A 19638-nucleotide genomic window follows, 5' to 3' on the forward strand; every position below is an offset into this window, starting at 1 on the left:
TCTATACCAAAGACACTTTAACTAATCATACGAACCTTCAATCAGTGGGTGTTTTTTGCTCTTCTCCCACTGATTGTTCGTTAAGTGAATAAGGACATGAACGACCGTTATCGCCCCCCCTAACGAGATGGACACGACGCTCTTTTTTGAGACAGGCATTTTCCAGATGCTTATCTGTGAGAAAAGTGTCTTTTTTCATGTTGCTATTTGTAGAAGTTTGCATTAAACTTAAACTAATAAAGACGTTGGGTAAGGGGCAGAAAAATGGACATTCGACTTTTGCAAACGATGATGCAGACACAAGCCATCAGTAACTTTAGAACGACTGATCAAAATCAGTCATCCGATCTTTTCCAAAATATGTTTCAATATGCATTACAGGACACTGGCAATATCGGTGTAAATCAAACGAATACGATGTCAATACGTGAAATCTTAGATGGTAAACCTTCATTATTGGAACAAACGAGCGCTGTAAGCTCACCCGTTCAAGCTAATATTTCCAAAGATATTGATGCAATTATAAAAGAAGCCGCTTCAACTTATCAAGTTGACGAAAGCTTAATTCGATCAGTGATTAAAACCGAATCTAATTTCAATCAGCATGCGGTTAGTCACGCTGGTGCCCAAGGTTATATGCAATTGATGCCACAGACGGCAAGAGGCCTCGGGGTAACAGATGCATTTGATGCAAAACAGAACATTTTCGGCGGAACGAAATATTTACGCCAAATGCTTAACCGTTATAATGGCAATACAACGCTAGCTTTAGCTGCATACAATGCAGGACCAGGTAATGTCGATAAATATAATGGTATCCCACCATTTACTGAAACCCAAAATTACGTAAAAAAAGTTCTCAATCAACAAATCGTATAATTGAAATAGCGTGTTGGCCTGCCTAAACCAAAGACTCCATCTTCGGTTTAGGCAGGCTTTATCTTGGCACTAACATATAAAACAAACTTTCAATTCGTGAAGGGACGTTCTCCTCCCACTGATTGAAAGTTGAATAAATGAGGACATTAGCATCCGTTAGCTAAATAATCACTAAAATATAACTTTTCAACGGACATTTTACGAACGGTTATCTATAAAAAACAGGTGAAGTCCTTATGTTTGAACATTATTATTTTATCTCAGCTATAATCGCATCGATGTCAAATAAATCGTCGATTCTAACGCCATTCACAAACACCGTTGGAACGGAATCAATTTCAAGTTCACGTGTGTATTTTCTAGTCACTGAGATCGCATCAATCTCAGGTTCTTGCAAGAGTAATTCTCGATCTAATTGATAGTCATCAATTAATGCTTCAATATATGATGTGGTCCCCCAATCGCTTGGTACCTCTTGTTCAAAATCAGCATCAGCCACCACTTGCTTAAACACGGACTCATATTGGTCAGGCAAATAACTTTTTAAATTTTGATCAATATTTGATAGTAACAGTGACGCCTCATTTAAGTAAACCATTGATTGCGCGCGAAATTTAAGTGTTCCTTCTTGAATGTAATCTGTTTCTAATGCTGGATAGACTTCTTCTAACCATACTTTACACCAAGGACAAGAATAATCAAATACAAATAAAAGTTCATTATCCGCATCTTCCTCCCCAATATAAACAAGGGTTTGTTCTTCAATCGGCGCTGTCTGATAAGTGACATCTTCATCTTGATTAACCGTTTCCGTTTTACTTGTCTCTAAGTAACGAATCATTAATAATATAGACAATCCAGCAATGACCATGCAAGAGATAATCAAGTATTTCTTCACCTTATTGTCCTCCCTGTTCAATACATATATTTCCACTATTATATCTAGTATAAATGTATTTTTAAAAATATCAACAGGATTCGTTAGACAAACATCTACATAAAATTACATTACTTATACATTCTTTTAACTATACTTATAATCAAATAATATTATAGTAGTAATTGAAATGATTAAGAAAAAGCTGTGGATATTAAAAATTACCTGTAGTGAAATCACTTTTTCCAAGTGTCCTAACCACAGGTATCATTCTAAAATCTATCATCTTTATCAAACCGCATGTCCCAACTGAAATATTTACTATCGGGCTTTTTAAGGTAAGCTAAGTAAGCATTGAACTTTTTCCCTTGCTTATTTGTTAAATCTTTGACGTAGACACTACCATTAGCAAGCAGCGTTTTCGCCATTGTCTTGGTCACACGTTTTTTCATTGTTGCGAGAAATTTATCATACTTCCATAATACAAATGAGCAACCATTCTTCCAATTGCTACAGCCAAAGCCCTTGTCCCCTTCTACCACAGGATGACCACAGACTGGGCATTTACCAATAACTTCTTTAGTCACACTTGACTTGGCTGAACCAGACATTTCTCTAATTGTTAATCCCTTCGTCTGTTTAAGTGTTTCGACTGCTTGCTTGGTAAATGCATACACTTCAGCTAAATACGTTTGTTTTGAAATACTGCTCCTCTCAATATCAAATAATGATTTTTCCAAACGACCTGTGAAGTTGAGATCAAATAATTGTTTGATCGGGAAAGATTCTACCAACTTCCTTCCTAATGAAGTACATGTTAGTGTTTTTTGCTCTCTTTTAATATAGTCAACATCAATTAATTTTTTTATTGTTTCAGCACGGGTTGCAGGTGTGCCGATGCTATATCCTTGTAAAACCTCTCCAGAATAAGGGGCGTCAATTTGATTTTCAATCTCTTTAACACGCTTGCCACAGCTTTCCATTACCCGTAGCAATGTTCGCTCTGTATGCTTCTTCGGTGGTTTTGTCATATGAGAAGATAACACGGTTTCAACAACATGTACCGTATCATTTAATTCAATCTGTGGAAGACGGATTTCCTTTGATTGCATATGTTCAACTTTCTTCCAACCTTCATTGATTTGCACCTTGCCTTTCGAATAAAAAATGCCTTTTAATGGCTCGCCAACAAGCTTTGTCTTCACTTCGGTTTCCTCGTACTCAGCAATCGGCATAAATTGCATGATTAAACGATTTTTTATCGCCGTATAGACAAGTCGTTCATCAGCTGATAAGCGACTTGGCACAAGATAAGTAGGAATAATTGCGCTATGACTATCAACTTTAGCATTATTAAACACACGCTTACTTTTACGATAATGAATCTCTTCCTTATAGGGGAGGTCTTTACTATGAACTTCTACGACTTTAGCAGTCTTAGCTACAAGACTTTCTTCAAGTGCTGTGCTTGACGTTCTCGGATATGTAATATATTTTTTTTCGTATAAAGATTGTGCTATTTTTAATACCTTATCAGAGGTCCAGCCTTTGAATTTATTGGTGATATACCCTTGTAAATGGGAAAGGTTAAATAAAAATGGCGGTAATTCTTTTTTTCGTTCTACTTGTTTATCAATGACAAGAGCTTGTCCATTTTTCACTTTGTTTTCAATCGCTTCAAGCACCGACTGTTCCGGAAATTTATCACTCTCCTCGGTATATACGCCTTGATACGTTTGTTTATCTTGCGTTTCAAATGTGGCAACTAGTTTAAAATAAGCCTCAGGTTTAAATTGTTCAATGTCAAGATCACGATCGTAAATGATCTTTAACGTTGGCAATAGAACTCTACCGATATTGAGTACTTTGCCCCTTCCCTTTTGGAATTTTAAAGTTGACACTGAGGTTAAGTTGATACCAATCACCCAATCGGTCCATTGTCGACTCAGACCAGCATCAAGCAATGGCTTCAATTCTGTATTTGGTCTAAGATTTTCCATACCTCGCTCAATTTCCTTTGGTGTCCATTCATTTAATAACAAGCGATAGACAGGTTTCTTGGTTTTACTATTGTAGATAATGCTATCGCCAATCAGCTGACCCTCCCGATCATAATCACAAGCTGATATGATCGATTCGACATCACGTCTCCGAATAAGTGAATGGATCGTTTTCAACTGCTTAGCTGCACCAGAATCACGGCGTTGGCGATTGCGAGGATTGGTTTTCACTTTATATTGAAATGCCGGTGGAATAAATGGGAAGTTATCAATCTTCCAACGCGCCATCGTTTCATCATAGTCTTTAGCATCATATAACTCTAGCAGATGACCAAATGCCCATGTAACAAGATAGTTATCCCCTTCATAATAGCCGTCTCTTTTATGTCTTACATCTAATGCGTCAGCAATATTTTTAGCAACAGATGGTTTCTCTGCAACAAATAATTTCATTATTACTCTCCAATCTTGAACATCCTTTTAAAACACTTACGAACACACGGTCGCTTCTATATTATATCATGAGAACTTTGTCTTTACTTAGTGAAAACAAAATGCATCTCCAATCAATCGGGGGGCGTTTTTCTCCCGCTGATTACTAGCTGAGTGAATCAGGACATTACCGTCCGTTTAGCTCCCACCTAAATAGATCAGCTTTATTTTTATGGTGGGCGGTTATCTGTGATAAAAAACACCTATTAAAAAGATCAGAAATCTCTAATAGGTGTTATCGATATTTAAGGCTTAATTTAATTGAACGTAATTTGTTTGACCGTGTCTGCATCCAATCCTTTGATAACTTCAACAATCAATTTAACCGCATGATCAAAGTCGTCTTGATGTAAAATACCTGCATGTGAATGGATATAACGCGTCGCAATACCAATTGATAACGCAGGGACGCCATTTGCGGTTAAGTGAATTGAACCACTATCGGTTCCACCTGCTGCAATCGTTGCATATTGATAAGGAATCTCTGCACGATCTGCCGTTTCTATTACAAAATCACGTAAGCCTTTATGAGAAATCATTGATGCATCATAAATAATAACTTGCGGACCATAACCTAGTTTACTATCGGCATCTTTAGCCGAAATACCAGGTGTGTCCCCTGCTATCCCCGTATCTATAGCAAAAGCAATATCAGGTTGAATCGCATAAGCTGAGGTCTTTGCCCCACGCAAACCCACTTCTTCTTGAACGGTTCCAACACCATACACCACATTGGGATGCTCGACTTCCTTTAATTGCTTTAATACTTCAATCGCAACCGCACATCCTATTCGATTATCCCAAGCTTTAGCGAGTAATAGTTTTTCATTTTTCATCGGTTGAAATTCAAAATAAGGAACGACCGCATCACCTGGTCGAACGCCAAATGATTCCGCTTCTTCTTTGCTTGTTGCACCAATATCAATAAACATGTCTTTTATATCATAGGGTTTCTTCCGTGCTTCAGCTGGCATAATATGAGGAGGCTTAGAACCGATCACCCCGACAATATTCCCAGACGTTGTTGTAACCGTGACACGCTGAGCCAACATGACTTGATTCCACCAGCCACCAATCGTTTGAAAATATAAAAAGCCATTATCATCAATCCGTGTCACCATTAAACCAATTTCATCCAAATGGCCTGCAACCATTACTTTAGGACCCGTTCTTTGACCTATCTTTTTAGCAATTAAACTGCCTAAATGATCAGTATAAACCTCTGTTGCATAAGGCTCAATATGCTTTTTCATCACTTCTCGCGCTTCACGCTCATTGCCTGAAATTCCATTTGCTTCTGTTAATTCCTTAAACATGGTTAATTTATCATTCATCTATGGACGGCCTCCTTTAATATCCATTTCATTATAGCGTAATTAAATCAAGAACTAAAGTCTCACACATTATGTAAATACGGGCACTGTTAAAGTTTAATGTTGATATTAGTAAAAAAATAGGAATCTAATAAATTCGGGCGTTTCATTTCTGTAATATTGACTTATTAAACTAACACAGCTGTCACTTTAAGGGAGTAAATTCACAAACGCTAATCTTTTAACAAAACTTGAAAATCTTTAACAAAGACAGCATTTCCAGTAATCTGAACATCAAATGATTCACTTTTTTTAGAAACCTGTACTACAACCCGACCATCTTTTCCCATTTCATGGCCTTGCTCAACTGTAAGGGTGAGAGGTTCAGGAGGTTCTGTAAAATTGTTTTTAATGTATTTCGCATAGAAAGCTCCCATCACCCCTGAAGCAGTACCAGTGACCGCATCTTCAATTGTTCCTGAATATGGTGAGGAGAAGTGTCGAGCGTGCATATCAGCTTTAGCATCATACGTTTCCAGACAAAAAGGATGGACGGATGATTTAGGGATTTCCTTTAAAATATCAGGAAACTGCTTATTATTGGGTTGCATGTTTTGAAAAGCATCAAGTTGTTTTATCGGTAATAGCAGCGTCCAAGTACCTGTAGTTCCATAAAGTATTGGTAAATTAGCATGAAGGTCTGACTCATTTAATCCTACTGCGTTTGCTAAATCTTCTTTTGACCCCGTAAATTCCTTGAATTGAGGAGAAGCCTGTTTCATTGTTATATCAATTTCACTATTATCAGATGACGCAATTTTAATCGGTAGAATGCCAGCGTTAGTTTCAATGGTTAGCTCTGCTTTATCTTCCAATAGCCCTTTGCTTTTTAAAGCATAAACAGTTGCCATTGTTGCATGACCACATAAGTTCATTTCATGCCCTGGTGTGAAAAACCGTATTCTAAAGTCAGCTACACCTGATTTCATTGAAAAAGCAGTCTCATTAAATCCGACTTTGAAAGCAATTTTCTGCATCTCTCTATCTGTTAATCCATCACCATTTAAAACAACTCCCGCAGGATTCCCCTTATTCGGTTCTTTACAAAACGCATCATAATGATAAACAGTAATTGACTTCATACGCCATTCCCCCCCCCTAAGTTCAAATTAGATATTTTTATAACTTTACCATTACTTTCTTACTTTTCATTAAACAAACAGAGCGTTAGTTGAACAAGAAGAAATGTTTATATCGCGAACCGAGTTAACCTAAGTGTATCATATGTTTCTATATTTTGTATTAAATTCCCTTTAACCATCAAGTCATTCATAATGAACGCATTTTTTTATGTTGAATTGATTCAATAACTTGAAACCAAGCAAGGTAATTGTTCTTATTTAGTTGCAACTTATCAACAACAAACTTTAACAGAACCAAAATAAAAAGACGAGCTTAGTAAATTAATACTGCTCGTCTTGACGCTTGAAATTAACTTCATTTTTACTTAAATACGCTGCTTTTATGTCTTCAGGCGTAAAGGTTAGTTGCTCGCCTAATGTTAAGAATAAACCGAATACAGTTAAATAACTGGCTTGTGTCTGATCATCTCTGAAATAATCAATGGCACGATAGAGTTGATTAAATAGGTCAGTAAGCTCTCCACTAAATGGTAAAGCATCAACATGCTTTATCTGAAAGCCTTTATCTAACCCCAAAGACAAAATAAAATGAATACCATCAACGTATTCTTCCAATATAACGTCACGTGGACTAGGTTCCTTTAGACTCCAAAACTTAAAACATCTGGTTTCATTTGCTAGTTCGCCTAATTCAACAAATAAAGCCAATATTTTGCGATCAAATAATTGTTGATCAGTGACGTTGTGATTTGATTCAATGTATTGATCTAGCTGTTGTTGCATCTCAAATAATTCATTCCAATTCACAAATAAACATCCCTTCTACTCACTGTTATCTTAGAAATTGTCTAACACTCACACCATTCTCCTTCTTTCTAAACAAGAAAAATAGTGGAAGTAAGGCAATGATCATTCCGGTCATAATCATCGGTGAAAAATTAGTAATTGACTGACCAATTGCTGTATAAATAATCGCCATTGGAATGACAGTATAAAATGATGCTTCCATATAAGAACGAAAATTCTTGGTTGATTCATATAATAAAAAGGATAACAGATGATAATGAATAAATGGAATTAACCTTAAAATAGCGATTTGCCCAGTCGTCATATGTGTATCCTGACCAATCAATTTAGTTTTCATACGGATTAAGCGTTTCGTAATCGATGGCATAATTTGTGCCAATTTATAAAATAATGCACTTGAAAGGACAACTCCGATGATTGATAAGATAATCCCAGGTATAATACCAAAGATTAAACCACCCGCAATAAAAATTAGTACGACAGGTATAAATAATATAGGGCGAATAACATGTAATAGAATAAATAGCAATGGAGCGATAAGGAGATGTGTATCTCTCAGTATAGCAATATAGTGTTCTATTTCATCCATTACAATTTAGCCTCCCTTCAGTGTCTCTTCAATTTATGATAAGAGACAGTTCATTATGTCAAGCTTCTTAGCGATATATCCACATTAATCCAATCATTTGCACAACAAAAATTAAAGGAAGACCAATCCTGAACTGAATATGGTTCGTTTTGTGTCGATAATAATTCATGCCGAAAATCGTCCCTAACGAGCCACCTAGTAAACTGATCAACCATATGCGTTGTTCAGGGATACGCCACTTATTTTGTTTAGCTCGTTTTTTGTCTATCTTCATTATGATTAGACCTATTATGTTTATGCCAATTAAATAGCCAATGATCACTTTCATTGCCTAACCTCTCTTTTTTTAAACTGCTTGTTCATTATAACAGACGCCAGTCACGAGATAAAGCGTCCCGAACGTCGTGTAAACATGTAATTAACCATTTAAATACGGAAAAGAGCTGTTTCTTATAGGAAGAAACAACTCTTGAATGTTATAAATATTATTTATTTAATGCGGTTTTAGCTTGATCAGCTAGTTGTGAAAATGCTTGTTGATCAGAAATTGCTAGTTCTGAAAGCATTTTACGGTTCACTTCAATACCAGCTAATTTTAAGCCATGCATTAAACGACTATATGAGAGATCATTCATACGTGCCGCAGCATTAATACGAGAAATCCATAACTTACGGAAGTCACGCTTTTTCTGTTTGCGGTCACGGTATGCATATTGACCTGATTTCCATACTTGTTGTTTTGCCACTTTAAATAGGGCGTGTTTTGAACCATAATAACCTTTAGCTAATTTTAATATGCGTTTACGACGCTTACGTGTAACTGTTCCACCTTTAACACGTGCCATAATAATTCCCTCCTATATATCTAACCGAATATCTGGTGCATTTTATTATCTTGGTAACATTTGATCAATACGTTTTTGATCGCCTGCAGAAACAAGAGCACTTTTACGTAACTTACGTTTTTGTTTTTGTGATTTGTTGGCAAACATGTGGCTTGTGTATGCATGAGAGCGTTTAAGCTTCCCAGAACCTGTTCTTTTAAAACGTTTTTGTGTGCCTTTATGTGTTTTCATTTTTGGCATGAGTAGTTCCTCCTTAAAACAAATAAATTAAAGCTTATTTTTCATTGACTGGCGCTAGCATCAAGAACATACTACGACCTTCCATCTTTGGCTTTTGTTCAATCGTAGAAAGATCTTTACATTCTTCTGCCATGCGTTCTAGCACTTTACGACCAAGGTCTTTGTGTGTAATAGCACGCCCTCTAAAACGGATCGATACTTTCACCTTATCGCCCTTATCTAAGAACTTGCGTGCATTACGAAGTTTGGTATTAAAGTCATGTTCTTCAATACCTGGGCTTAAGCGCACCTCTTTGACATTGATAATCTTTTGCTTTTTACGCGCTTCTTTATCTTTCTTTTGTTGTTCAAAGCGAAACTTACCGTAGTCCATAATACGACATACGGGCGGCTTTGCATTTGGAGCAACAAGCACTAAATCAAGATTGCGATTTCCTGCAATATCCAACGCTTCTTGACGAGACTTGACACCAAGTTGATCTCCATTAGAATCAATAAGACGCACCTCGCGTGCGCGAATACTCTCATTGACATTCATATCTTTGCTAATAATCATCCACCTCCGTGATTTTTTAAAAGCGGCATGAACTATGACCGGCTACTTCATTTAAGAAGCAACGTGACCTCTTCCAATGGCCAATTGACAAGCTTGTTGTATTCTCCTTAGGGTATACCAATTTTTAAGCTCATGGTATCAACCCTGGTTGCACATGTGCAACTTAGAAAAACTTAGCTTAGCACCAAAGTGTTAATGATGAAAGCCGTAGCTTTTCTTATACTATCGCTGTTAATTAATGCCTAGTTGATAGCATAAAAAAAGTGTCGGCACTATTGCACCCACACGTATCCTGTCATTTAATCAGAATCATTAAAACCTGGCAACTACAACATGTGTGTCGGACAGGCGAGAAGCGGGTGCCTCTACTTGTCGAAAGATCATATTCAATTTCACTCAAATAATCATAGCATGTGCGATCAGTTGTGTCAACCATTTTCAAAGTAATTTAGCCCGCCATTCATATAACAAACCATGCTTCGTTAACGAGTGATTCGATTTAAACCCTTAATCAATGTATATTGAAATCCAAAATAAAAGTTTATTTTGAAATAAAACACGCTCCACATTAGCTCATTTGCTGTGGAGCGCCATTATGATCATGCTACATCACGTTAGTTGACAAAAAACAATAAAATATGCCTTTAATCAGTAGACGTTTGTGTTCCTAACCATTAAGTGAGCCAGGACATTAACATCCGTTAGCTCCCGTCTCCTCTCTATTTTAAGGCGGGAGCTAATATGGATCACGATTGTCTTAGTTGTTTTTCAGCAATTTCTTTCTTAATGGCAGTAATATAATCATCAAGTCGGACGGTTTCTGAGTTCTGTTCACCATAGCGACGAACATTAACAGCCTGATCTTCAACTTCTTTATCACCAACCACTAAAGCAAATGGGATTTTTTCTGTTTGCGCTTCACGAATTTTATATCCGATCTTCTCATCACGTTGATCGAGTTCGACACGAATCCCTTCAAGGCGTAGTGCATCCTCGACTTTTTTAGCGTAATCAGCATGTGCCTCTAATGATACTGGAATAATTCTTGCTTGAATAGGTGCTAACCACGTTGGAAATGCTCCTTTATACTCTTCAATTAAGAAAGCAACAAAGCGTTCCATCGTTGAAACAACACCACGGTGTATCACGACTGGTCGATGATCTTTACCATCTTCTCCAACGTAGGTTAGATCAAATTTTTCAGCAGAATTAAAATCTAGTTGAACCGTGGATAGCGTTTCATCTTTTCCTAAAGCGGTCTTAACTTGAACATCTAACTTTGGACCATAGAAGGCAGCTTCACCCTCTGCTTCAATGTACTCAAGATTCATCTCTTCCATTGTTTCTTTTAATAAAGCTTGTGCTGTTTCCCACATTTGATCATTGTCAATATACTTCGTTTTATTTTCTGGATCACGATAAGACAAGCGGAAGTAATAATCCTTAATGCCAAAATCGCTATATACATTTTCTACCAATTCAACAACCCGAATAAATTCTTCTTTTAGTTGATCGGGGCGAGCAAAAATATGAGCATCATTTAATGTCATCGCACGAACCCGTTGCAGTCCAGCTAGTGCCCCTGACATTTCATGACGATGCATCATGCCTAACTCTGCAATACGTACAGGCAAGTGACGATAACTATATAGATCATTTTTATAAACCATCATATGATGTGGGCAATTCATCGGGCGTAACACTAAATCTTCATTATCCATTTCAAGGGTTGGGAACATATCATCTTTATAATGGTCCCAGTGTCCACTTGTTTTATAAAGTTCGACACTCCCTAATATAGGGGTATAAACATGATCGTAGCCGAGACGCTCTTCAAGATCGACGATGTAACGTTCAATTGTACGACGAATGGTTGCCCCTTTTGGTAACCAGAGTGGTAAACCTTGCCCAACTTTCTGAGACACGGTAAACAAACTTAGTTCCTTGCCTAATTTACGATGATCTCGTTCTTTAGCCTCTTCGCGCAAACGCAAATATTCTTCTAAATCTTCTTTTTTTGCAAAAGTCGTACCGTAAATACGTTGAAGCATTTTATTATTACTATCACCTCGCCAATAGGCACCTGAGATACTTAGTAATTTAAATACTTTAATCTTGCTTGTTGTTGGAACATGAACACCACGGCAAAGATCAAAAAATTCACCTTGTTGATATAGTGTTACCTTTTCATCTTCAGGAATGGCATCAAGTAATTCGAGCTTCAAATGATCACCGATTTCTTGATAACGTGCCTTTGCTTCCTCTCGTGTCACTTCAAGTCGAACAATTTCTAAGTTTTCATCAATAATACGTTTCATCTCTTTTTCAATTTTAGGTAAGTCTTCTGGTGTTAAAGCATGCTCCATATCGATATCATAGTAGAAGCCATCTTCAATGGTTGGTCCTACCCCTAACTTAACATCTGAACCATATAGACGTTTAATAGCCTGTGCCATCACGTGTGCTGTTGAATGGCGCATGATTTCGATACCTTCTGGCTGCTTATTGGTGATAATCGCAATTGCACCATCCCTAGGTAATGGCGTTTTCAAATCAAAATAAACATCATCAAGCTTAATCGCTAGCGCTTGTTTACGTAAACCGGGAGATATCGATTGTGCAATATCCTCTCCTGTCGTTCCACTAGGGAAGGTTTTCTTTGCACCATCTGGAAAAGTCACTACTAATTGTTCTGCCATATTGAATCGCTCCTTTTAGATAAATTTTGCAGTAGGAAAGTGGTTTAGATGTATGAACATCGATTCATTTTAAGTTAAAATGATAATATGTGTACATAAAAAACGCCCATCCCTCTGCATGTATAGCAAAGGGACAAGCGTTAGCTCGTGGTTCCACCCTAGATTCCCAAATATCAAGTCAATATTTGGCTTCATTAGCTCTGTAACGTAGAGAGACGCCACAGCCTAGCCAGAAGGTTCAGCAATGGAGTTCAGAGGTGGTAATTACTGGGTAATTGAACAGGAAGATTTCAGCTAGCCTTCCCTCTCTTATGATCATCACATCCGTAATCTTGTCCTCATCAATACTTTTATTTTTTAATATGCCTTGTATTATATATCCTGTTTAACCAAAAATCAAGAGGCTATTGTTGAAATGAAAACGGAAATGTATTTTTTTCAAAAATTTTGACACGCTCATCAAAAATATTTTGTAACGTTTCTAAAATCGGATCGTCCACTTTGTTCGTGTAGATATAAATCTTCCGCGGATTTAACGCTAACAGTGGACTAATTTGATACTCATTTTTAGCAAATTGGTAAATATGTATCGGCGTGTCCTTGATTAGGTTATTCAATGTTTCATTCGAGTAGCAGTTTCCTGATTTTTCAAAAAAACGAATACGATCGTCATCCCACTTAACAAAACAACTGTCACCTAATGGCTGTTTTTGGACATATTCACGCAATGACTGTAAAAAAATTTGATATTGCTCATCTTGTTTCTTTTCATCAATAGCCCGACCAAGCACTTCATCAATAAGCCAATCCGCTTGCTTAAAAAACAACTGGCTTTGATCAAAGTAATGATAACACTGCTGCTCAGGTGTTAAAGTAAAATAATGTAGCATCGTCTCTCTTAAATCTTTTAAGAAACTAACATTTTGGTAGTGATCGGTCAACAATAATTGTGCTGCAATCGTTAATATAGCATCTATTTCGTTAAAATCATAGTAGTGATAATCTTGAATTAAACGCTCTTTTAAAATCGGCTTCAAATCGAAGTAAAAAAATAATTCCGCTAACCAAGTGCTAACGCGCTCACAATCATGCTCAAATATTTCAACCTCATCATCACTAATCGATCTCCATAAAACTTGTTGATGATAAAGACGATTTCTGAGCACATGTTGATCGATCTTATCGTTGAACTTAACTTTTACCATTATCTATCACCCATCTCTTCTAACACTGTTATATTGTATGGGAGAAAGATCAAAAAAATGACTCAACTTTCTCAGCTAAATTTTCAAGTTCAGCCAAGAAAGCATACGGGTAAACCGTATATTAAATATAAGGTGAATTTTCGGTTTATGATGAACCTTTCGTTTTAGACGTTAACCGAACATTAATCCCTTCGGTTTTCAGCATTGATTTCGATTGGCTTGCTTACTTGTCTGATTCGTTCAACAATCCGACCCGCTTTAAGTTCTTCGATGTCCCCTTTAGAGGTGAGTGAGAGATGTTTTTCTAACTGATCAAGCGCGTAATTTGAGCTAAAGAAAACAGGCAAGCCTTCCATCATGCGATATTGTAAGATCGAACCCAATACTTCATCACGAAACCAGCTGGATAATGATTCAGCTCCAATATCATCAATCATGAGTACTGGAACTTTCTTGAATTGATCAACTTTCTCACCTACCGAATCATCCTTAAATGAAGATTTGATTTCTCTTACAAATTCCGGCATATAAATAAGCATTGAAGCAATTTTCTTATCGGCCAATTCATTAGCAATTGCCCCGAGAAAATATGTTTTTCCAACCCCAAATGGACCATACAAGTAGAGGCCCTTTTTAGGTGGCTGATCTTCGATATTTGCTAAGTAATTAACCACTTCGCGGATCGCAGGGTGACGATCAGGGTTCTGACTATCAATCTTGGCAACAGAAGCTTCAAGAATATCTTTAGGCATATAAAGGCTTTTAATCAATGCGGCTCGCTTAGCTTGCTCTTCTTGTATAATCGTGTATTTGCATTTTTTGTAAGTCAAATGAATATTAGCGCCTTCGATCTCAAGCTTCGGTTTATAACCTGGTAAAATATTATTCTTACAACCATGATCAGGACAATTTGCACAATCCTTGTTCTGTGAGTAGTATTCATATAATTTTATTAATTGGCGGTCAACTGCCTCTTGATCAAGGTCAGGGTGGTTTTTAATAATTTGTTGAATCTCCGGATCCTGTAATATTTCTGAACGCATTTCCCGATACACATCTTGAAAAGATTGCTTATCCTTCATCCACTTCTTTAATGATGCCTGAATCGATTCCATTATCATCACCTCTATTGATTCGTTTTCTTATCTTGGAATGCCTTTAATAGTTCACTAACATCTTCTGTTGCTTCAGAAGATCGATCGGTTACTTTTTTAGCTCTTGCTTGCTTTTGCTGTTTGAACCAATCTGGAACCACTTCTTTTCGATTAGATGGTTTAGTATATTTACGCTGATAATTTTGTCCCCATTGCTGGTATTTATTATGTTCTGACTTCGCTAACGTCATGGCTTGTTGAGCCGTTTTTACATTTTTTCTTGACCAATGACTCGCTATTTTTTCTAAGTAAGATTTGGTTAACTTCATATCTGTTTTCAGCATAACATAATGGATTAATACATTCATCACACCTGGATTTAACCCTTGGGCATCCATAACCCCAGCGATCATTTTCAAGTCTTGACTCGATGCTCGAGAGCCGTTGGATAAGTCTTCTAGCAATTCTTTGGGGCTAATCGTTTCCATCCGTTCAATAAACAACACTTGCTTCGATTTTTGTGATTGGTCTGAGTTAGTCGTTGTTAGTTTTTCACGTTGCTCAACCCCATCAGTTGTATCTGAAATCGTTTCAACCAAATCTAGACACGCGGTTTTAAATTCTTCACGATTTAACTCATGATCAGTTGAAATAGACCATTGAAGTGCTTTTTCTAATTGTGTTGTTGTTAAGTGATAAAGTGCTGTCATCTGTCTAATTAATTGGCAATTATTTTCATTTAATATTTTTTTTGCAGGAAGCATACGGTCATCAAGCATTTTCTTTAGCCATGACCAATCAATTTCCAAGTTATCTAGTCCCGGTTTCCCTGGTTCAATAATAGCATCATTTTCAGTGATGTCACTCTCATACCTTTTACTGTGAAAAACATCAGTGAAATGTGCAGTAATATCTTCGCCCTTAATGTCTTGTTGTTGATCAGATGTTATTAACTGTTGTACTAATAACTCGTATTTATCTTTACCAATCTGATGGTACAGCAATTGACTTAACAGATCATCATTAAAAAAGCGACGCACATTACAAGGTAAATTTAACTGGTAACGATAAATCGTATGCTGTCCATTATCAAGTTGATATGTTGTCAACAGTCCAATTGCCTCACATCTTAAACGTGCTTGATAAATTTTATCTAGCGGTTGGTCTAATGTTTGCATTAAATGATGATGTGATAATAACTGCTCATCTTGAAACTGGGTAGACAAAGTGACATATAGTGATGTCGCCGTCACGCCAATTATCGGTTGATACAATTGAAAAAGCGCTTGGTAATGATCGCTTAATAATTGCGCATGTTTATTTGTTGTAAACCCATCTGAAGGTAATATTTTACCAATTGATTGATGCACATTTATCCCCCCATTGGTTGCTCAGCTGAAAGGTATAACACAAACTATCACAACAATGTAATATCGGCTATTTCCTTTCACTCATACGATTTTATAACCGAACACATAAGAATTTTATTTTAACAACTTTAAATCAATCGTTGTAGCTTCATGCCTTTCATTAACATGAAAAGAAAAAAAGAGCCGCAGTTGGCTCACTTATCTGTCTTCTTTATCGGAATGATTTATTAAATCTTTTAATTCATCAAGGAAGACATTAATATCTTTGAATTGCCGATAAACAGAGGCAAAACGAACATAAGCGACATCATCAATATGTGCTAATCGGTCCATTACAAGTTCGCCTACATCTTTGCTTTCGACCTCTGGAATCCCTTGACTTCTTAGCTCACGTTCCACGTCTAAAGCTAATTGCTCTAATTGTTCAAGTGGTACAGGTCTTTTTTCACATGCTTTAATAAGCCCGCGGATAAGCTTTTCTCGACTAAATGCTTCTCGAATGCCCTCTTTCTTAACAACAATAAGTGGCATTTCTTCTAAACGTTCAAATGTTGTAAATCGATAATGGCAAGCCTCACATTCACGACGCCTTCTTATCGCGTCACCTTCTTCTATTGGACGCGAATCTAATACGCGGGTATGCTTGTCTTGACAGTTTGGACAGCGCATTTCTTTCATTCCTTTTTAATCATTTTGTTTAGGCATTGTTTTTCATATCGAGTAAGGTCATTTCTTTTTTTAAATCATCATAAAGTTTTGGGATAAGATTATGACTAAATCCTAAATCGAATAAACTTCCTTCAGTCGTTACAGAGAAATCAATTGCCGTCTTATAAGGTCTAACCATAATAACCGTTGCAATAACAAAGGCTCTTCTCTTCCCTTTATAGTTAATCGTTACTTCTCCATGTTCAGACGATGTGGCAACCACTTCACAGCCTGACTTTCCTTTAAAGTACTGGGCAACCGTGTCCATTCCTTTATCTTTTGTCGTTTTAAAATAATGTGTTCGTAGCTTTGGATCCCAATGTTTTTCTGTTGATTCAGAGTGATTATTAAAGTACTTATTCCAAGTTTCTTTAAACCCCATCGTTACACCTCGTTCATCAAAATGTTTTCTTGTCTTAAACATAAACAAGTCATATACTCTATTTTATAGTTTAACATGTTTTGTCCAAGAAAACGATAACAACATGCTAGATCATTCCTCTTTGCAACCAAATTAAATCCATTTTTAAGGGTTCTCTGTCAAATGTGGTGGTGTAATGTTCACTCCACCATTCATCTTTGTTAAAAGCTCTTTTTCCATAAAGTAGTGCTATTGCTAAGCCGCAGAGGGAAATATACTCGCTTTCCGCGGACGAACGCCCAAGCCTCCTCGCAAAGACCGCTGTGGGGTCTCGGTCGCCCGTTTTTCCGCAGGAGTCTCGCATATTTCCTCTGCTATGTACTATTTCAACCGAGAGCCTTTTTGACTTCTGATGGTCAAATAATCGAAAGACTGTTCCTTGTCATCCCTACCAAGCGAGCTGCAGTAAGAAAAGAATGGAAGGCCGTGTATGCTAATGCTGTTGTTTTCACCGTTTTTCCGCAGGAGAGCATTTGTACAACGTTGATAATAATCCGCCATTTGTAATCGTTCATAAAAAGGACGACTACAATTAGGACACAAATATCTTCGCTTTTTTAATGATATCTTCACATCTTTATTAGAAAGGACTGGACCTTGAATCTCCTGTCTTCTATAACTATGCACTCGGTTTGTTTTCTCCTTACAGAAAGGACATTTTTCTTGTTTTTGCTTTGTATAGAGTTCCACAATCAAGCTACTAGATTCTTCGGTTACATCCCATACGTCTACATGCTTGTCTTTAATCCCCAATAATTCTATGGTAAAATGACGTTGCACTCATATCCCCTCTCTTTTTCTATTGTCTCGACAACTTTAGGGTAACAAAGAGAGGGCGAAGGAGTGTATTTTTTTGCACGCTATCACGATAGAGGACACCACCACATTCAGTATAGAGCCTTTTTAAGCAAAAGCGATTTGCGTTACGATTAAAAGCACCCTTTCCCTTTTAAAATAAAAGAAAAAGAGTGCCAAACGTGCCCTTTTATAGTATTTGTGAGGTTGGTATTTGAACAGGCCCAATTCCTCTTGGAACCTCTACTTTTTCACACTTTTTTGATTCTAGGCTTTCTGAAATAAAATGACATGCGACGTTTGGATCAATAATATCACCACATGTATAAACATCTATACTTGCATATCCATGTTCAGGAAAACTATGGATGGTCAAATGTGATTCTGATATGATTACGACACCACTAACACCCTGTGGCGCAAATTTATGAAAAGCAACTTCCCTAATTTCAGCACCAGCCTTTAATGCCGCATCAACAAAAATCTGCTCAATCTTTCCCATATCATTCAATATCTCAATATTACAATCCCACATTTCTGCAATAACGTGTCTACCCATTGTATCCATTTTGGCACTCCCCCAATTCGACTAAATTTAAAAATAGTTGCCTGATTTGCTACGGGGGAAGTTAGTCCTAAGAGGTCCTAACCCTTTAAGCAATCATAAGCACATTTTTGATATTTATCTTTAAGTTGCGCATCGTTTATCTCTATTATGCACATGCAGAAAAAGTATATATCGAAATGAGGGAGATGGCAAGATATTTTATAGCTTTTATAGAAAAAAATTATCTGTTCAAAAAGTAATTAAAAAGTGTAAATTTTACAATATAAACCGTAAAGCTAAGAACAAGCAGTTGAATATTTATTTTTAAACAAAAATATCGATCGCTTCCCTTTCTATGGAGACCGCTTTAGCTATCTTCCAAATTAAAATAACTGATTCCACCAAATAGCTATTACTAGCAACTTATAGGCTGTCGCGCCATATGCTAATGCTTAAATTGTTGAAGCAGTTGTTTAAACGATGCCTCCGTGTGCGCCAGTGTCTTACTATTGTCAATAACATAATCGGCCCATTGTACTTTTTGCTCAATTGATATTTGTGACTGAATTCTTTTACTTGCTTCTTGCTCTGATAATTGGTCACGAGCCATTAACCGTTGCAATTGCTGCTCAGGGGTTGTGAAGACAACCACTACTACATCAATTAAGTGCGTCAAATCATTCTCATATAACAACGGTATATCTAACACGATATACTGATGTTTAGCTGCGATTAACTGATCACGTTCATATAATAAACGATCTGTTATAGCAGGATGAACAATTTGATTCAACGTTTGCCTTTTTACCGCGTCATTAAAAATCAGTTGGGCAAGTTTTTTTCGATCAAGCGTCTGATCTGGCAATAAAATATCACGCCCAAACACTTCCACAATTTGTCGGTATGCAGGTTGTTCGGGTTCCACGATAGTACGCGATAACTGATCCGCATCAACAATTGGAATCCCCTCTTGTTTAAACATCTTAGCGACTGTGCTTTTCCCTGTAGCAATACAGCCAGTTAAACCAATAACAATAGTCAAATGTCCCACCACATTTC

The 19638-nt window shown here is 36.9% G+C and carries 20 protein-coding genes, 1 pseudogene and 2 other annotated features; of the genes and pseudogenes, 1 reads left to right on the forward strand and 20 read right to left on the reverse strand.

The genetic code is table 11. The annotated features are described in order from the left end of the window. Positions 1-264: 264 nt before the first annotated feature. Complete coding sequence (locus B494_RS0115810; protein ID WP_017473359.1) at positions 265-879, forward strand: lytic transglycosylase domain-containing protein; 615 nt, start codon at positions 265-267, stop codon at positions 877-879. A 250-nt stretch (positions 880-1129) separates the two neighbouring features. Here the strand turns inward: B494_RS0115810 and B494_RS0115815 are convergent, their stop codons facing one another. The 20 genes and pseudogenes from B494_RS0115815 to coaE form a co-directional block, all read right to left on the reverse strand. Next, entirely contained in the window at positions 1130-1777 is a 648-nt protein-coding gene (locus B494_RS0115815; protein WP_017473360.1) for a thioredoxin domain-containing protein, read from the reverse strand. A gap of 251 nt (positions 1778-2028) precedes the next feature. Then, a complete protein-coding gene (locus B494_RS0115820; RefSeq protein ID WP_017473361.1) occupies positions 2029-4209 on the reverse strand; it encodes a type IA DNA topoisomerase in 2181 nt (726 codons plus the stop codon). A 296-nt stretch (positions 4210-4505) separates the two neighbouring features. Continuing rightward, positions 4506-5582 carry a M42 family metallopeptidase gene (locus B494_RS0115825; protein WP_017473362.1) on the reverse strand — a complete coding sequence of 359 codons (1077 nt, stop codon included), beginning with the start codon at positions 5580-5582 and terminating at the stop codon, positions 4506-4508. A gap of 212 nt (positions 5583-5794) precedes the next feature. Next, the gene (locus B494_RS0115830) at positions 5795-6703 is read right to left on the reverse strand and encodes a PhzF family phenazine biosynthesis protein (protein ID WP_017473363.1); all 909 of its coding nucleotides are present in this window, start codon (positions 6701-6703) and stop codon (positions 5795-5797) included. A 107-nt stretch (positions 6704-6810) separates the two neighbouring features. Then, positions 6811-6956: pseudogene (locus B494_RS20870) on the reverse strand (IS1595 family transposase); the annotation flags it as partial. 68 nt (positions 6957-7024) lie between these two features. Then, complete coding sequence (locus B494_RS0115835) at positions 7025-7510, reverse strand: dUTP diphosphatase (protein ID WP_017473364.1); 486 nt, start codon at positions 7508-7510, stop codon at positions 7025-7027. A gap of 25 nt (positions 7511-7535) precedes the next feature. Beyond that, positions 7536-8099: a TVP38/TMEM64 family protein gene (locus tag B494_RS0115840; RefSeq protein ID WP_017473365.1), complete on the reverse strand. Its 564-nt coding sequence runs from the start codon at positions 8097-8099 to the stop codon at positions 7536-7538. 67 nt (positions 8100-8166) lie between these two features. After that, a complete protein-coding gene (locus B494_RS0115845; RefSeq protein WP_017473366.1) occupies positions 8167-8427 on the reverse strand; it encodes a DUF1294 domain-containing protein in 261 nt (86 codons plus the stop codon). A 157-nt stretch (positions 8428-8584) separates the two neighbouring features. Next, on the reverse strand, positions 8585-8944 hold the full coding sequence (rplT, locus tag B494_RS0115850) for a 50S ribosomal protein L20 (RefSeq protein WP_017473367.1): 360 nt from the start codon (positions 8942-8944) through the stop codon (positions 8585-8587). A gap of 45 nt (positions 8945-8989) precedes the next feature. Then, positions 8990-9184, reverse strand: a complete 195-nt coding sequence (gene rpmI / locus B494_RS0115855) for a 50S ribosomal protein L35 (RefSeq protein ID WP_017473368.1) — start codon at positions 9182-9184, stop codon at positions 8990-8992. A gap of 34 nt (positions 9185-9218) precedes the next feature. Next, positions 9219-9722 carry a translation initiation factor IF-3 gene (infC, locus tag B494_RS0115860; RefSeq protein WP_026065285.1) on the reverse strand — a complete coding sequence of 168 codons (504 nt, stop codon included), beginning with the start codon at positions 9720-9722 and terminating at the stop codon, positions 9219-9221. Positions 9723-9991: 269 nt separating this feature from the next. After that, positions 9992-10117: a sequence feature (ribosomal protein L20 leader region), on the reverse strand. 369 nt (positions 10118-10486) lie between these two features. After that, a complete protein-coding gene (thrS, locus tag B494_RS0115865) occupies positions 10487-12439 on the reverse strand; it encodes a threonine--tRNA ligase (RefSeq protein ID WP_017473370.1) in 1953 nt (650 codons plus the stop codon). 126 nt (positions 12440-12565) lie between these two features. Next, positions 12566-12793 (reverse strand) — a binding site (T-box leader). Positions 12794-12843: 50 nt separating this feature from the next. Continuing rightward, positions 12844-13644 carry a sporulation protein YtxC gene (gene ytxC, locus B494_RS0115870; RefSeq protein ID WP_017473371.1) on the reverse strand — a complete coding sequence of 267 codons (801 nt, stop codon included), beginning with the start codon at positions 13642-13644 and terminating at the stop codon, positions 12844-12846. Between the two features lie 182 nt (positions 13645-13826). Next, entirely contained in the window at positions 13827-14759 is a 933-nt protein-coding gene (gene dnaI / locus B494_RS0115875; RefSeq protein ID WP_017473372.1) for a primosomal protein DnaI, read from the reverse strand. Between the two features lie 11 nt (positions 14760-14770). Next, on the reverse strand, positions 14771-16108 hold the full coding sequence (locus B494_RS0115880; RefSeq protein WP_017473373.1) for a replication initiation and membrane attachment family protein: 1338 nt from the start codon (positions 16106-16108) through the stop codon (positions 14771-14773). A gap of 198 nt (positions 16109-16306) precedes the next feature. Then, positions 16307-16777 (reverse strand): transcriptional regulator NrdR, encoded by a 471-nt coding sequence (gene nrdR / locus B494_RS0115885; RefSeq protein ID WP_017473374.1) that lies wholly within the window; start codon positions 16775-16777, stop codon positions 16307-16309. 28 nt (positions 16778-16805) lie between these two features. Then, positions 16806-17240 carry a cytosolic protein gene (locus tag B494_RS0115890; protein WP_241211437.1) on the reverse strand — a complete coding sequence of 145 codons (435 nt, stop codon included), beginning with the start codon at positions 17238-17240 and terminating at the stop codon, positions 16806-16808. Between the two features lie 318 nt (positions 17241-17558). Then, complete coding sequence (locus B494_RS0115900; RefSeq protein ID WP_017473377.1) at positions 17559-18017, reverse strand: transposase family protein; 459 nt, start codon at positions 18015-18017, stop codon at positions 17559-17561. A 205-nt stretch (positions 18018-18222) separates the two neighbouring features. Continuing rightward, positions 18223-18600 (reverse strand): adenosylmethionine decarboxylase, encoded by a 378-nt coding sequence (speD, locus tag B494_RS0115905; RefSeq protein ID WP_017473378.1) that lies wholly within the window; start codon positions 18598-18600, stop codon positions 18223-18225. A 424-nt stretch (positions 18601-19024) separates the two neighbouring features. Continuing rightward, on the reverse strand, positions 19025-19621 hold the full coding sequence (gene coaE, locus B494_RS0115910; RefSeq protein ID WP_017473379.1) for a dephospho-CoA kinase: 597 nt from the start codon (positions 19619-19621) through the stop codon (positions 19025-19027). Positions 19622-19638: the final 17 nt, after the last annotated feature.

Source organism: Amphibacillus jilinensis Y1 (genome assembly GCF_000306965.1).
Classification (GTDB): Bacteria; Bacillota; Bacilli; order Bacillales; family Amphibacillaceae; genus Amphibacillus_C; species Amphibacillus_C jilinensis.

Bases quoted from the DNA above. Each gene is read 5' to 3' on its own strand.
- B494_RS0115810 (WP_017473359.1), top strand. From the start codon at position 265: ATGGACATTCGACTTTTGCAAACGATGATGCAGACACAAGCCATCAGT.
- B494_RS0115820 (WP_017473361.1), bottom strand. From the start codon at position 4,209: ATGAAATTATTTGTTGCAGAGAAACCATCTGTTGCTAAAAATATTGCT.
- B494_RS0115825 (WP_017473362.1), bottom strand. From the start codon at position 5,582: ATGAATGATAAATTAACCATGTTTAAGGAATTAACAGAAGCAAATGGA.
- B494_RS0115830 (WP_017473363.1), bottom strand. From the start codon at position 6,703: ATGAAGTCAATTACTGTTTATCATTATGATGCGTTTTGTAAAGAACCG.
- B494_RS0115840 (WP_017473365.1), bottom strand. From the start codon at position 8,099: ATGGATGAAATAGAACACTATATTGCTATACTGAGAGATACACATCTC.
- B494_RS0115845 (WP_017473366.1), bottom strand. From the start codon at position 8,427: ATGAAAGTGATCATTGGCTATTTAATTGGCATAAACATAATAGGTCTA.
- rplT (WP_017473367.1), bottom strand. From the start codon at position 8,944: ATGGCACGTGTTAAAGGTGGAACAGTTACACGTAAGCGTCGTAAACGC.
- rpmI (WP_017473368.1), bottom strand. From the start codon at position 9,184: ATGCCAAAAATGAAAACACATAAAGGCACACAAAAACGTTTTAAAAGA.
- infC (WP_026065285.1), bottom strand. From the start codon at position 9,722: ATGAATGTCAATGAGAGTATTCGCGCACGCGAGGTGCGTCTTATTGAT.
- thrS (WP_017473370.1), bottom strand. From the start codon at position 12,439: ATGGCAGAACAATTAGTAGTGACTTTTCCAGATGGTGCAAAGAAAACC.
- ytxC (WP_017473371.1), bottom strand. From the start codon at position 13,644: ATGGTAAAAGTTAAGTTCAACGATAAGATCGATCAACATGTGCTCAGA.
- dnaI (WP_017473372.1), bottom strand. From the start codon at position 14,759: ATGGAATCGATTCAGGCATCATTAAAGAAGTGGATGAAGGATAAGCAA.
- nrdR (WP_017473374.1), bottom strand. From the start codon at position 16,777: ATGCGCTGTCCAAACTGTCAAGACAAGCATACCCGCGTATTAGATTCG.
- B494_RS0115890 (WP_241211437.1), bottom strand. From the start codon at position 17,240: ATGTTTAAGACAAGAAAACATTTTGATGAACGAGGTGTAACGATGGGG.
- speD (WP_017473378.1), bottom strand. From the start codon at position 18,600: ATGGATACAATGGGTAGACACGTTATTGCAGAAATGTGGGATTGTAAT.